The 14,219-nt window shown below is 38.2% G+C and carries 13 protein-coding genes and 1 CRISPR repeat array; of the genes, 2 read left to right on the forward strand and 11 right to left on the reverse strand.

Annotated elements, in window-relative coordinates:
- Nucleotides 1–54: 54 nt before the first annotated feature.
- Nucleotides 55–614: direct repeats of the CRISPR family, unit length 30 nt; unit sequence GTTTCAATTCTACCTTAGTTCAATTAAAAG.
- A 219-nt stretch (nt 615–833) separates the two neighbouring features.
- The 9 genes from cas2 to cas6 all read right to left on the reverse strand — a co-directional run bounded on the left by cas2 (nt 834) and on the right by cas6 (nt 9,487).
- Entirely contained in the window at nt 834–1,094 is a 261-nt protein-coding gene (cas2, locus tag DD657_RS04855; RefSeq protein ID WP_287048761.1) for a CRISPR-associated endonuclease Cas2, read from the reverse strand.
- A gap of 1 nt (nt 1,095) precedes the next feature.
- A complete protein-coding gene (gene cas1b, locus DD657_RS04860; RefSeq protein WP_287048762.1) occupies nt 1,096–2,100 on the reverse strand; it encodes a type I-B CRISPR-associated endonuclease Cas1b in 1,005 nt (334 codons plus the stop codon).
- 57 nt (nt 2,101–2,157) lie between these two features.
- Nucleotides 2,158–2,667, reverse strand: coding sequence for a CRISPR-associated protein Cas4 (gene cas4, locus DD657_RS04865; RefSeq protein ID WP_287048763.1), 510 nt, complete (start codon nt 2,665–2,667; stop codon nt 2,158–2,160).
- A 4-nt stretch (nt 2,668–2,671) separates the two neighbouring features.
- Nucleotides 2,672–4,957: a CRISPR-associated helicase Cas3' gene (gene cas3 / locus DD657_RS04870; protein WP_287048764.1), complete on the reverse strand. Its 2,286-nt coding sequence runs from the start codon at nt 4,955–4,957 to the stop codon at nt 2,672–2,674.
- Nucleotides 4,947–5,624, reverse strand: a complete 678-nt coding sequence (cas5b, locus tag DD657_RS04875) for a type I-B CRISPR-associated protein Cas5b (RefSeq protein ID WP_287048765.1) — start codon at nt 5,622–5,624, stop codon at nt 4,947–4,949. The genes cas3 and cas5b overlap by 11 nt, the downstream gene beginning before the upstream one ends.
- A complete protein-coding gene (cas7i, locus tag DD657_RS04880; protein WP_287048766.1) occupies nt 5,621–6,679 on the reverse strand; it encodes a type I-B CRISPR-associated protein Cas7/Cst2/DevR in 1,059 nt (352 codons plus the stop codon). Before cas7i ends, cas5b begins: the two co-directional genes overlap by 4 nt.
- 10 nt (nt 6,680–6,689) lie before the next feature.
- Entirely contained in the window at nt 6,690–8,105 is a 1,416-nt protein-coding gene (locus tag DD657_RS04885; RefSeq protein ID WP_287048768.1) for a hypothetical protein, read from the reverse strand.
- Nucleotides 8,102–8,317 carry a hypothetical protein gene (locus DD657_RS04890; protein WP_287048770.1) on the reverse strand — a complete coding sequence of 72 codons (216 nt, stop codon included), beginning with the start codon at nt 8,315–8,317 and terminating at the stop codon, nt 8,102–8,104. The genes DD657_RS04885 and DD657_RS04890 overlap by 4 nt, the downstream gene beginning before the upstream one ends.
- 366 nt (nt 8,318–8,683) lie before the next feature.
- Nucleotides 8,684–9,487: a CRISPR-associated endoribonuclease Cas6 gene (gene cas6 / locus DD657_RS04895; RefSeq protein ID WP_287048772.1), complete on the reverse strand. Its 804-nt coding sequence runs from the start codon at nt 9,485–9,487 to the stop codon at nt 8,684–8,686.
- 651 nt (nt 9,488–10,138) lie between these two features.
- Here cas6 and eptA point away from each other — a divergent pair.
- Nucleotides 10,139–11,677 carry a phosphoethanolamine--lipid A transferase EptA gene (gene eptA, locus DD657_RS04900; RefSeq protein ID WP_287048774.1) on the forward strand — a complete coding sequence of 513 codons (1,539 nt, stop codon included), beginning with the start codon at nt 10,139–10,141 and terminating at the stop codon, nt 11,675–11,677.
- A 93-nt stretch (nt 11,678–11,770) separates the two neighbouring features.
- Complete coding sequence (locus DD657_RS04905; protein WP_287048777.1) at nt 11,771–12,433, forward strand: phosphatase PAP2 family protein; 663 nt, start codon at nt 11,771–11,773, stop codon at nt 12,431–12,433.
- Nucleotides 12,434–12,904: 471 nt separating this feature from the next.
- Here the strand turns inward: DD657_RS04905 and DD657_RS04910 are convergent, their stop codons facing one another.
- Complete coding sequence (locus tag DD657_RS04910) at nt 12,905–13,504, reverse strand: DUF1287 domain-containing protein (protein ID WP_287048779.1); 600 nt, start codon at nt 13,502–13,504, stop codon at nt 12,905–12,907.
- A 47-nt stretch (nt 13,505–13,551) separates the two neighbouring features.
- Nucleotides 13,552–13,974, reverse strand: a complete 423-nt coding sequence (locus DD657_RS04915; protein WP_287048782.1) for a hypothetical protein — start codon at nt 13,972–13,974, stop codon at nt 13,552–13,554.
- Nucleotides 13,975–14,219: the final 245 nt, after the last annotated feature.

A 14,219-nucleotide genomic window follows, 5' to 3' on the forward strand; every position in this document is an offset into this window, starting at 1 on the left:
CCTTAGTTCAATTAAAAGTACTCGCCACAAAGATAGAACCGGATTGGCGAGGAGGTTTCAATTCTACCTTAGTTCAATTAAAAGTCTACGCTACTACTTTAAACAGGACATTTACTATCGGTTTCAATTCTACCTTAGTTCAATTAAAAGAAAAGAGAACCATGTTCAGCCCTCATCACTAAAAGAGTTTCAATTCTACCTTAGTTCAATTAAAAGACACCCCTACCGCTCAAATGCAGCGTTATAAAGACGCGTTTCAATTCTACCTTAGTTCAATTAAAAGCATCCTCTGGGCGAACTGGGAAACATTCATTACTGGGTTTCAATTCTACCTTAGTTCAATTAAAAGCGAATTTGCTAATAAAGTTGATCTTTATTTAATTCTGTTTCAATTCTACCTTAGTTCAATTAAAAGGAGTAATGTCAAATTCTTAACCGCTTACACTTTTAATGTTTCAATTCTACCTTAGTTCAATTAAAAGTTATTCAGAGTTTAAATTTATTCCTGATTCTATTCAGTTTCAATTCTACCTTAGTTCAATTAAAAGCCTATTTTGTGTGAAGAGGTCAACCCCGGCGATAAAGTTTCAATTCTACCTTAGTTCAATTAAAAGCCGTTAAATACAGCCTGGAATATACATGAAAATCAACATCTTATCAACTAAGCAACCGTTAATTTTTACAGTTATTTGCAGTCGACCTCCAATTCTTAGATTTTCCCCGACTTTCGACGACTATTTATAACTTGCTTATTTTCAATATGTCAAAGGACTTTTTTCCCAAGCATCTAATAAATCGGTTTCGAATAGCCAATATCTCTAAATAGGTTGACGCTACAAAAAATTCGAGACACTGGCTTTTTCATCCCCAACAATTTCCTTTTCCAACCATTTTTCATCCCTGCTTTTAAATAAAATCAGACTATCTTTTTCTTGCATTATTTCTTTAGCTTCAACGACCAAATACTTTAATTGAACTTCAGAAATCTCCCCTTCGAATACACTATTCTGAATCCAGGAAAGATAACGTCGACACAACTTCAACATTTTTGCCGTCCTTTTCTGATCCACATCGTATACCAAAATCACATACATTTCACCACCACATTTTTAAAGGTCTATATTCTTCCATTCCTAATAAATGCTTTGTCAGTTTATAACATTCCAACTTAATCAGATGTTTATAACTCACACTTCTTCCCAGTTTTCTATGCTTGATCGTCTCTTTTGTCCTTTCCTCCCATTCCTGTGCCACTTTTTTCATGGAAGAAGGCTTTAACAAACAACGGTTCAGATTTTGATCGAAATCGGATTCGCGTAACTGTTTCCGGTTAAACATTGAAAACAACAACCGATCCGCTAATATCGGTTTAAAAATCTCGGCAATATCCAAAGCTAATGAATAACGCCGCTCTCCCGGCTCATGCAAAAAACTGATGGTCGGATTCAATTGCGTATGATATATCGCATCCAAACATACCGAATAACACATACTATTGGCAAAAGAAATCATCGCATTTACCTCATTCGAAGGTGGTAATTTTGTCCGGTTTCCCATCGTAAAGCCATCGATAATTGTATCGAATGCCTCATAATACGTTTGCCGGATATTTCCTTCTATCCCCATTAAAACCGGAATATCAGTCGCTGTGGAGATCAATGGTATGTATGCCTCAATACGTTCAATCTGCTGGGTGACATCTTTTCCACGATTTGTATAATACCTCAAATTTTTCAACATATTGAATGCAGCTCCATTAATAAAACACTTAGCTATAACCATCCGTTTGTCATTACGGCTATAATGCTTCATCTGAGCAATCTGCATTTTCCCGGATAGCAGATAATCCTTCGGCATAAACGAACCGGTATAATGTTCGTAATAATCGAAAAAATGCACAGCAACCTGATTTTTCCCCAGAAAATTATACATCATACTATTGGCATCCAGACTTCCGAAAACAAACAGATTATCCACTGTCTCAATCGGAATATAACGCGGTTGTCCTTCACGCCCCTCCTCATCCACGGGCGTAAACTTCAACGTATTGTCCTTCCGGCTCAATCGCCCCGGATTAAACAGATAGTAAGTCCTTTTCATTGTTTTAAAGTTTCAGTTTCATCTGCTTATTTCATAATTCTCAAAGCTTTCATAATCTTACTCTTCTTCCCCCGAATAACAAAACTCATAATATGAACACTTCCCACATTTTCTCTTCGATACAACAGAAGGACATGTCTCAGAACCGATAATCTTTCGGATTTCATCTTCCATCTTCCGAAGGCTTTCCCGGTCATCTTCTTCCAATTCTACCCGTAAAGTTTCCCGCAACAACGGATATTCCAAAATTCCTACCACATCTTCAATTCCTTCCTTCTCAAAAAGATATAAATAATATTTCACCTGCCAGATATGCGCTTCTTCCTTAGACGAAGATTTTTTTATTTCGTGAACAACCTTCTCCCGTGGATCATAAAAATCAATCACAGACCCTCCGATCTTGACCTCCTCATACCTTGCAGCCCGATTGGGATACGAAGTCTCATGCACCAACCTTCCTTCAGCCACCAAATCCGATGTCTGTTCCATATTTATCCCATTCCCGAACAACCATAATTTCCGCTTACAAATGTGATAATAATTAATATGTGTCGCTGTTACATACATACCGTTATAAAATACAACTATCTACATTTTCTGTTTCATCTTCATTGATAAGAAGTCCCAACTCATGCGAGTATTTTCTATTTATCACATAGACATCTTTTTCATATACTTTTCCGGTTTTTCCGGACTCAAAAGCAAACTTTTCTTTAATAAGCTGCCCTTGTTTTAATAAAGCAACAAAACGTTTTTCACTCACATTTACCAATAAACTTTCAGCTTTAATAAACTGGTTCATATCCAAGAAATCCTGAAAAAGTCCCTTCAAACTGACTGGCAAAACCTGAATTCCATTAAACTGTCTGGTAAATTCCTCCTCCCTTTGTTCACTATACTCCAATGGCGACAAACAATGGACCACATCATATTCAAGGAAATTCATCACATTATTATACTCTTCCCGATTTTTTTCATTCCAATCCGGATATACATAATCAATAGCCTGTTGTAAAAAATATTCCTTGATTATCCCATCGTTTTCGCATTCTATTTCACAAAGTACAGCTAAAGTTCTTTCGATGACCTGAGCATCCTGATATATAAAATGATCGGTATCATTTCTTTCCTCAAAAATACAACAATCACATATCCCTTTTGCCCGTTTCCGGTTCACCCGTCCAAATCGTTGTATCAACGCATCCAAAGGAGCCGGTTCGGTATATATACAATCGTAATCAATATCCAAGCTGACCTCAATAGCCTGAGTTCCGACCAATAAATCTATCTCCTCACACCTCAGACGCTTTTCCTGACCATAACGGTCTGCCCCATTAAAGGCTCCATGCAACAGCACCTTCTTCTCTGCCTCCAATTTTTTAAAAACCTGTTGAGCCATTGCAACTGTATTGCAAACAACTAAAACGTGTTGCCTCTGATCCAACCGATTTTGAATATCATTCAACGAATCGATCAGCTTACCGGATTGCAATCGCACTCTATGACGGTCAAATTTTTCATACAATTCGCGGGTAGCATGAATCTCTGTACAAGTCCCTAATACCACCTCCAGCTCCCGCCGCATAAAACCCGGTAGAGTAGCTGTCATAATATGGACATTCGCCTTCATATACCCAATCATAAATTTGAGTAACACCACGACCTGAGCAAATACTTTGGGATCATAAGCATGGATTTCGTCAAATATCAAATAACATCCACACCATTCAAACATCCCCTTCTCAAAGCCACGTAATCCAAAAAGATGTTTTAACAATTGAAAAGGTGTCACCACTTTCAAAGGAGTTACCAACGATTTGAAATCTTCCAGCAATTGTCTTTTCTCCGTTTCATCCAAAATCTCATCATCTTCCGAGAGTCGATATTCCAGGTATTGAGCCAATTTACCATGTTGCATCCCTACCTTTCTTTCATCTTTTGAAAAATTCCCGTCTAATCGTTCATACATAGCATTGATAGAAGCCGTAAAAGGTAAAACGTAGAAAACTCTCCCCTGACCATTCTCGTGCAATTGCTTTTTCAGCCATAAAAGAGCAGTTTCGGTCTTTCCGGAACCAGTCGGAGCACTCAATATAACATGTCCTATCGCTTCCGAAGCCTCCTGTTGATGAATATATAAAGCATGAGAATACAAAAAATCAAAATCCCGCAGTTCCAGTTTACCCAATGCTTTTATACCGGCAGAAGCCAGATGATCACATTGTTTTAATGCACCAACCAATAATAACTGATTCAAAAATATTGAACTTTCAGCAACAGCACGAAATTTTTTAAAATTACGAATCTGTTCTATAATTTCATATTCAAATTTATCCTTCTCTTCAAAATCAATACCATAAAAAGACAATAAAACATTTACATATTCCTGATCAATTTTTCCAAATTCGTTTATAAACTCCTTTTTTTCTTCATCATCTTCAAAATCATCCCACAATTCATTCCGACGTGAAGATTTATAATTCTTCCTTACATAATCAGCCAATTCATCTAAGGATTTATGGTGACCGGCAACAGCAAAAGCAATCAATCTTTTCTCAACATCTGCAATCTTCATTTGCTCAATAAAACAAACTGAAAACAATTCATGCCTTTGCATATGCCATGCATTTTTCATTTTCCGTAACAAGGCCTGAAAATCAGGGTGAGCTTTCCCCAAATCATGTATAACGACAGCCGTATACACCGACTTCCAGAAACAGTCAGCACCTGCCAACGGTAAATTATGAAAACACAACTTCAATTCACTGAATATATGCAGGCAATCCTCTATATGATGATGTAAAGTCATTTCAGGTTCCGACTTGGCCAGAACCTGAAAATCATTTTTATAACTCATTTTCAAAGTTTAAACGATGCAGATAAATATCCAATGTATTATTCTCAATTACATCCCGATAGGCAACCACATTCGTTACACCTGTCGTCGAGAAACAAGAAACGACTGTATAAGGTTCAATACCCAGATTCCGCCGTGGAATCTCATCCGTAAAATATTGAGGTAAGGCCTGGATCACACCGGGCAAAAAATTTCCCCGGAAAGGAATTACCTGCCCTTTAATGTATTGAGACTCCTTAACCTCTTCCAATTCTACCTCTTCAATTTTGTCCACAGTTGCCAGATCACCACTACGTCCCAACAATAATGGAAAATAAGGTTTTCTAAAATAATCGGCCAAATCTTTATTGTTCAAATAAAGGTATAAACAGCAATCATACAGGAATTCTCTCCGGATTACATTCGATTTTACCTCATTTTTGGGGGTACCTTTATCCGTCCTCTCAATCTGATAAATGGTTTCCAGATCCACCTCCTTAGCTCCGAATTCAAAATAATATCCCAATTCGATCTTTTTAAAATCAAGATATTTTCCGGCACAAGCATTGATTAATCCCAACACAGTACTCACAGGAGGTACTTCCAGTGTCGGCTGATATCCGGAAAGAATATTGGGATACCGGAAACCCGATGTCCATGAACTGATTTTTATCCGATAAAATTTCATTCGCCCAATTGATTTTTCATCTGTTCACAATAAGCATCTATTGCCTCATTTACAGTTCCCATGACAACCAAATCCTTAAACTGATCTGCCAGATTTTTCAGAGCTTCATCTTCCTCATTCCAGAAGCCTGAACGTTTTCCGATAAAAATTTTACCGACAAAAGTTTCCCGGTAGTCTTCAATTACTTCTGCAATTCCCGCTACATTCAGCTTTGCTATCTTATCATATCCCCCGGTTGACGAAGCAACATGAGAAAACGGATGGTTACCTGCATTGGTTGTCGCCAGAATAATGAATTTTGGAGTTACATCACCCAGGTTATCCGTCTGCATAGCTCCACCGGCAATATATTTCAATGCTTTGACCGTGTCAACAGCTCTTTGAATACGGACAGCTTGATCCAGCCGGATTAATTTCTGATTACAAATAAACGGATCGTCAATTTCCGTGGCTCCTTTTTCCATAGCCTTTTTCTTTAAAGCTGCAGAAAGATTCATATATCCGGTACGATTGTAATTCGAAAAAGTACCGATCATATTCAAATCCAGGCTGAACATTCCTTTCATAACCGCACTATACTCCTGCTTACTATACGGGACAGCATCTCCTTCCTGCCGGGCCATACTCGACCAGTTTTCTGCAACCGTAACAGCAGCTACAGACACGATAGCCGAATTTTTCAAGGGTGAGATCCGGGTAACGGTTATATTCTCTTTTTTCTCCTTTCCTTTACTATCTATAACAATTTCAGTTGCAGCACGCATATATCCGAAAACATCATCATCCGGATAAGTAATAGGATCGGCATTGGTATATGCAATTTTTGAATCCCGGATAACAGGCGACAGTTTCCAGTCACAATTTTTTTGCAGTGCTTCACGCCACCAATATCTCCAGGCCTGACCGGAAACATAAGCATAAGTCCGGCCATTTTTAGTTATCGTCTTTGTAGCAACTCCATTCTCATTCAAAGTAGAATTACTTTTCCCGGCATTATTTAATGCCACAACGTCTACATCCAAAAGAACAAATCCCTGTGTTTTCAAATTTTTCATAGCTATATGTTTATTCATTAATATCTGTTTCATCCTCATCTTCTATTTCAGTTTCTTTCGCATTCAGGAAAATTCCTTTTTCATGCAATCTCTGATAAATCGCAATCAGAAATACATCCCTGACATCCCGCCAAAACACTTCTTCCGGGAAAAGATATTCACAATAATCTTCAACAGTAAGTATTGCCTCTCTTTTCAATTCCAGATTCTTAGATAGTACCTTATTAATCAACAAACGGCTCAATGCCGATGAAGACTTTGCATTCTTAATCTGCTGAATACATTTCCCGATTCTGTCTTTTCCTTCTGTTTCGATTATAAAATCGGCCAATTCCAATATTTTTTTCTGAGCTTCCTGTTTCATATTTTTAATTTTGCTTAAATATTTTGCAACAATTTTCCAGCTAAAAGAATGATTCTCAGACCATGAGCGCATATAGGGCAATATGGTCTCTCCGGCCAGTAACCTGCTATATATTAAATTCGACCAATTCTGATACTCCCCACGTTCAATCATTTCAACCTGTCCTTTTTTCTCAAAATCAATCTGTCGTGTGTTCTCATTGTATTTTGCACCCTTATATTCCGTGCTTCGGTAATAACTCCCCACAAACTGTTCCCAATCAAATTTCCAATCCCCTCGTTGAGTATAAGCATAAAAAGCAAACAACTGTGAAGGAACAGTATAAATCTTCACTTCCGGACTGGCTCCGAAATTGGTAAAATGATATAGAATTAAAGAATATTTATCCAGTTCATTTTCATCCTGACTTTTGATCGATGCTTTATCGATAAAACGGAAAAGAGCTGTTGAGGGTGCCCGGCATTTAGTTTTCAGTATTCCATCCGATAAATTCATAGCCACTGCATGCAAATTTTCTTTACAATTCTCAGCAGCAAACAATTCTGTCAATCGGTTATCATTGCTATGTATCAATGCAATCCTTCCCTGCAAAAGAATACAAGCCAGAGGAACAAAATGAAAACGGATCAGCATCTCCTTTGAAACCAGAATCCCAGCCTCAAACGCATGATGAAAGTTCACAAACGTTCCCGAACCCGATAAAACAGAGTTATCACGCCCGGCAACAAACAATTGTGTTTTCTGTCCGCTTATCCGGCAATAACCTTTTCCTACCGAAGTCCTTTCATCGACCAATTCCCGGAAAAACTTCATGGTCTCTTCCAGTTTCCGATCTCCCTTAAAAGCCGGTTGAGTAATTTTAGAATTTAGAAAAAAAGTATTGATCTTTGCATCCCATTGATTCACATATATTTTAGACACCTCCTCGATTATGCCCAAAATATCTTTTTCCGGAAACCTTTTCGCAAATTCTTTTAAAGCAAACCCACCGGCATCCGCAAAAGGATCACCCGTCGGTTCTGTCAACCATTTGTAATCGATTGTTTTAATTTGTTGGTTCATATAATTTTGTATTCTTGTAATATCTTTTCAAAGAACTTTATCATTCTTTCACTATCACCTACCAAACTATCATCAGACAAAATAAACTCTTCAATATACTCATTACTTTGACCTTCCTTTTTCAAATCATCTACTTTCAATCTAATGTAATTCATTGTATCAACCTCATCTAGCTGAATACCTTCATCCGAAATATAATTAAAATCTTCCATAGCTTTGTATGTTTTTTATTTTGATGCAAACATACAAAAATCTATCCATCATTCAATGCCGAGTAAAAAAATACAATATCACTCTCTCAAAATATCATTTTGATTTGAACCATAAAAAATTTACCTTTGTATCAATAATTAATTGTCCTAGTATAGTATTGAAATTCATTTAATTCAGAGTATTATCGAACTAATTAGAATTGCTCCCATTCTGGGAGCTTTTTCATTTTATCCAATATTAAAAATCTATTACCATTTATTTCCTCTCCCCAACACCCTCCCTTATCATCAAAATTCCGCTGAGTATCACACATTTTTTCCCTACTTTCCTTCAATTTCGTTGCGAACATCACGGGCAACTACAATTTAAACATCAGCTTTAGGAGAAGAAATTGACTGAATCAAACGAATGATCTCTGTACAACCAAATCCCTGGCTGTTCAAACGCCCGAAGCCACCGTAATACCCCAGACGCAATAATTCAGGCTCTCCTTGCAACTCAAAATTGAAAAGATACCCTTTCATTTTCGTTTCCTGGGGAGTTCCTGCCCTCAAAGCAATAGTCTTTGCTTTTGGGGCCGACAGTACCCTCAAACGGGTTACCGGCCATTGCGGATCAGGTTCCTGCTGATGAAATGCTCTGTACTTTTCCAGTAAATTCAGATGAAGTAATTCTGCAAACCGGGGATCTCCCGGAGTAAGATGGACTGTCCGGGACGTATCCGGAAACTGCTCTTCCACAAAAACCGGGGAAATAGCTTTAAAAGTCATCTTCGGTGTGAATTCCGGTTCAGCTAAACGTTCCACCGTCATGACTTCAAATGCTACCCGTGATTTACGGTCTCCGATCTCCATCCGCCTGTTCCTGAATACTCCCATTACAAAAGCTTCAATCGCTTCAATCGGATAGAAAGAAACAATCAACTGCACCGTATCTGTCAGAATCCCCAACCGATCCCCCTCGATTTTAAAACGGGGAATGTATAAATTGGAAAAAGTGAATAATTTGAAAGATTTCTTCTCCTTACAATACCCTTTATCGTGCAGCCAGGTTGTAAAATCAGTATTCCCCTCATTCAAAACTTTATACAAAGCACTCGATAACTCGTACATATAATTACAAGGTAAACAATTACCATCCAATAACTTCAATATCAATTTCAGGCGCATAACAAAAAATTAATTGTTAAAATTAAAAAATCCAATCACAACATCCTAATATTTCGTTGTAAATATTAGAATTCAAAAAAACAAAACAATTGTAAACCGAAATAGCACCCGGTGACGGGGCTAAAGTGCTAATAATTGTGACTTAATCAGACAATTATTTTGAGGCAATGCCCCCTTTATCAGGGTGCAGACTTGACATGAACAAGTCCATGTAGTATAGTGGATTTAACAATATAAAGACAAGAAATAATTTACGGTAAACTTGTATATAAATGCCTTAATTATTCGTCACGGAAAACCCAATTAACTAATTTTAACCTATAGCCATTAAGTTTTTAAACGCAAATTTCTTAGTTTTACGCACAAATTAATTGTCTGTTGGCTACTGGTTAAAAAACACTATTTTAAAATTCGAATTGTAATATACCTCTACGCGTGCCGGAGTAATCTCGGCTTTTATTCTTACAGTGCTTGGCGCTGCACTTTTTCGGCACCAAAAATGCAAAGAGGTATGAATCCGATAATTGCCGCATAGATTTCAAATATTGTTTTGATTGCCATTCCGTTTTTCTTGTACAAAAAGCGTCCAATTGAAAGGCGACAACTTACTCTAATTTATTTATCACTAATTCACATAAAATCTATTGCTGCATGAAGTTATTGTTTCCCCAATTGACAAAAAGTATAAAAATTACTCATTTCGCCTTGTTGATGAGTCTGTTCAACCTTTTGTTTTTCCACTATTCGTTTCTTGCTTTTGTTTTCAATAACCTCAATTATAAAAGTTTCAACGGCATATTACTGGTTATCAGTCTCTTTGTTTTATTATTACTGTTTAATGCTTTTACTTTTTATCTATTTCTTTTCCTGTCGCGTTTTGTAGGGAAGTTTCTGATGGTTGTAACCTTTATAATAAGCTCAATTGCCACCTATTTTGTAAATACTTACAACATTATCATAGACAAGGGAATGATAGGCAACGTTATCAATACAAATTATGATGAAGCAAGCAGTTTTTTCTCGGTAAAATTACTGCTATACATCTTATTGTTCGGCATATTTCCCTCGATCTACATCATCAAGGCTAAAATAATAACCGTAAAGCTAAAAAAGTTTTTGGTAACGACTTCACTGACACTGCTGTTTTTCGCCGCATTGATATTTGTCAACGCCACGAACTGGCTATGGATTGACAAACACGACACCACTCTGGGCGGGCTTGTAATGCCATGGTCTTACACGGTAAATATCGCACGCTTTTATATCCATAAGCACCAAAGCAACAGAAAAGAAATTCTGTTGCCCGACGCCATCCTAAAAGACAATAAAAAATCGGTATTGGTTCTGGTAATAGGCGAATCGGCAAGAAGTAAAAACTTTTCGCTCTATGGTTACGAAAAGAATACCAACCCCTTGTTGTCCGAAACGCCCAACCTGTTTTATTTCCCGGCGGTATCTTGTGCCACCTACACCACTGCCGGCATGAAATGTATTTTAACACACAAAAAGTCCAATGATTTATACGAGATACTGCCCAACTATTTGTTTCGCAACAATGTGTCGGTTGTGTGGCGAACAACCAACTGGGGAGAACCGCCGGTTCATATAAAGACCTATCAAAACAGAGCGGCCCTGATACCTGGCTATAAAGGAGAAAACGGCAATTACGACGAAATCCTTTTAAGCGGACTGAAAGAACAGATATCGGAAAGCGAACACAATAAAGTGTTAATCATTCTGCACACAAGCACAAGCCACGGTCCGACATACAGCAAAAAATATCCTCCTCGTTTCGAAATTTTCACCCCCGTATGCAACAGCGTTGAACTGGCAGACTGTTCGCAAGAGGAGTTGATAAACGCTTACGATAATACCATTGTTTATACCGACTATTTGTTGCACAGCCTGATTGAACTACTGAAAGAACTGAAAGAGTATGACAGCTCGATGATATTTGTTTCGGACCACGGCGAGTCGCTGGGCGAAAAAAATCTCTATATGCATGGCCTACCTATGAGTATTGCTCCGCGGGAGCAGTACGAAATTCCCTTTATCGTTTGGGTATCCGACAGTTTGAGACAACTCAAACCGAATGAATCGTTGACACAAAATCACGTATTTCACAGCGTGCTGAATTTCCTGGGAGTGGAAAGTCCGATTTATAAAGAAGAATTGAATATTTATAACTGACGCATTGCACGTTATCCGGTTATGCCGTTTTACACACTCTCCGTTTGCGTTGTTCGTGCTTTGCACGTAAATACTGAATAACAATTAAGAAAAATGAATAAAAAAACTTTCATCTGCTTTCTTGTTCCATACGCCGTTTTTGCAATAATCTGGTTTTTACTGATTGTAATTTACGAAAAGGGCGAACTACACTTGATGCTCAATGTCTATCGCTCGTCTTTTCTGGATTTTTTTTTCACCTATTTTACCCACCTGGGTGCCAGCATCCCCTTCGTTATTGTTATGGTTTATCTTTTCCTCCGAATAAACCAATCGTTTTACCTGCTGATCACTCTGCTTGTGAACGCTTTGCTTACCAAAGGACTGAAATGGTTCTTCGGTGTGCCGCGCCCCAAAATATTTTTCGAAGAGAACTTCCCTGACGTGGCTTTGCAGTTTGTGGAGGGAATGAAGATACATACCGCCAACAGTTTTCCGTCAGGGCACACCTCCGCCGTTTTTGCCACCATGACCTGTATCACCCTTTTGTCACAAAACCGATACATATCGTTCTTTTGTCTTATGCTGGCGATTGTGGCAGCTTACTCGCACATTTACCTATCGCAACATTTTGCCGAAGACATTATGTTGGGTTCAATCGTGGGAATGACAACCGCCCTGACAATGTATCCGCTCTACCTGACATCGAAAAACATAGCATGGACGAATAAATCACTTATATCCATCCTTAAAATAAAAAACAAACAAAGTCCGTAGTAGCACCCGGGGACGGGGATAAAGTGCTATGTTCCCCGTATGAGATCAACCGGAGATTCGCCGGGGATTCGCCTTATTAACTCCGGTACAACTCCGGTATAACTCCGGTACAACTCCGGCGGGGACCGTTCATATACCGCAGTTATACCGTTCCTGTACCGTCGTATATGTAGCCATAGGTATACGCAGAGCAAACGTCGTTTATATCCCCGATCCCCCAAGGATGTTCTATTATTCTCCTGGTTTTGGATAATTTTAAATTACCGCAAGATCAGATTTTCGGAAGTAATTAGCGGATCTCGGCATTCTCCCGGAATCGGCAAAAACCGAATTTTTCACATTCAATCTTCTGGAATCGGCCGAACTTATCATCCCCTTGGCTTTGAATACATTGACCAAAGACGATAAAGCCGACTTTAAACACAAAACAATCTGCCCAATTTAAGAGCACACTTCTGTAGCGCACTTCCTTCATTCGACTTCTTCGAAATACCTGTAATGACCTATTATTTTCCAGTCAAACAGACAATCTTCCAATACCTGACCGGCGCCGATGTTGTGCATCATCAAAAGCCGGTTGTTAGAATCAGGAGCCTGCTCCTTTGAAGCGACATTCGAAACGATCCCGATGTGTAATATTCCACGTCCCAAATCCCAGCAAACGATATCTCCCTGTTTATAATCCTCCGGACGATCTGTAATCTCAAGCACTTCACCGTATCTCGAAAAGAATGTCATTAAATTAGGCACTCGCCGATGGTCTATATTCGGATCGGGTCGGGTAAGTCCCCAGTTTTTAGGATACCTGCCAAAGTTAGCTTTCATATCTTCATGGACATTTTTCTGTAAATCAATTCCTAATTTCCGGTAAGCTCTGATTACGACATCTGTACATACACCTTTATCTACCGGCACATCCCCGTTAGGGTAGGAAATCCTAAAATAAGAAGGGTCGTATTGAATCGCAGGATTTTCTATCTGACAAGCAGCTTCTGCCAAGGCCGGATACTGACCGAATACGGTCTCCAATGTCCAAAAACCGACCAATAGGAATAAAAATAGGCTTTTCATTTCATTACATCGTTTAATATCCGGACAGAAACAGACTACCTATTGTTTTATCCGTCGATAAGTATTTCTTTTGCCTCAAAGTCTGACATAGTTAATGTGAAGGTATGGTTTCCGTTATGTTCCGATTCAAAAGCAATTTCCCAAACAACAGGCTGGGTTTCACATCGCGGTAAACTCAAATAGACTGCATCGAATTCCTTTTGAAAATCAAGTATTCTGAACCCTTCTTTCCAACTCCCGAATTCCTTTTCAATCAAAGGAGCAACCGTTTGGCATATTTTGGAATAATTGTCCTCTATACACCTAAAAAACCCGATTTGCTCTTTGGTTACTCCTGCCTTATCTCCGTCAATACCGATTTCTATTATTTTGCCGGTCGGTTTAAAATGACGACTACATTCGAAATAATTTTTATGAGGTTCTCTCTTAAACTCAAAAAAAGTCATTGTTCCGAAAAACTCATTTTCCATTTTATTCGATTTACCGAATATAAAATTTAATAACCCCATTGTATTTACTGTTTCGGTTGAATTTATACAAATATATATTTTTTTGCCATACAGAAATCTATTTTCAGGTTATTTGACAGAGTATCATTACGGAAACCGAAATACGAAAGACACTATCAACCACTACTACTATCGAAGAAATCCATTACTGATGTTTAAAAAGAGTATGAAAATAAAAAGGAAGAGCTTCCGAATCTTTCTTACCC

Source organism: Culturomica sp. (assembly GCF_003524185.1).
Taxonomy (GTDB): Bacteria; Bacteroidota; Bacteroidia; order Bacteroidales; family Marinifilaceae; genus Culturomica; species Culturomica massiliensis.

Coding starts and splice junctions, on each gene's coding strand:
- cas2 (WP_287048761.1), bottom strand. CDS start 1,094: ATGTATGTGATTTTGGTATACGATGTGGATCAGAAAAGGACGGCAAAA.
- cas1b (WP_287048762.1), bottom strand. CDS start 2,100: ATGAAAAGGACTTACTATCTGTTTAATCCGGGGCGATTGAGCCGGAAG.
- cas4 (WP_287048763.1), bottom strand. CDS start 2,667: ATGTATGTAACAGCGACACATATTAATTATTATCACATTTGTAAGCGG.
- cas3 (WP_287048764.1), bottom strand. CDS start 4,957: ATGAGTTATAAAAATGATTTTCAGGTTCTGGCCAAGTCGGAACCTGAA.
- cas5b (WP_287048765.1), bottom strand. CDS start 5,624: ATGAAATTTTATCGGATAAAAATCAGTTCATGGACATCGGGTTTCCGG.
- cas7i (WP_287048766.1), bottom strand. CDS start 6,679: ATGAAAAATTTGAAAACACAGGGATTTGTTCTTTTGGATGTAGACGTT.
- DD657_RS04885 (WP_287048768.1), bottom strand. CDS start 8,105: ATGAACCAACAAATTAAAACAATCGATTACAAATGGTTGACAGAACCG.
- DD657_RS04890 (WP_287048770.1), bottom strand. CDS start 8,317: ATGGAAGATTTTAATTATATTTCGGATGAAGGTATTCAGCTAGATGAG.
- cas6 (WP_287048772.1), bottom strand. CDS start 9,487: ATGCGCCTGAAATTGATATTGAAGTTATTGGATGGTAATTGTTTACCT.
- eptA (WP_287048774.1), top strand. CDS start 10,139: ATGAAGTTATTGTTTCCCCAATTGACAAAAAGTATAAAAATTACTCAT.
- DD657_RS04905 (WP_287048777.1), top strand. CDS start 11,771: ATGAATAAAAAAACTTTCATCTGCTTTCTTGTTCCATACGCCGTTTTT.
- DD657_RS04910 (WP_287048779.1), bottom strand. CDS start 13,504: ATGAAAAGCCTATTTTTATTCCTATTGGTCGGTTTTTGGACATTGGAG.
- DD657_RS04915 (WP_287048782.1), bottom strand. CDS start 13,974: ATGGAAAATGAGTTTTTCGGAACAATGACTTTTTTTGAGTTTAAGAGA.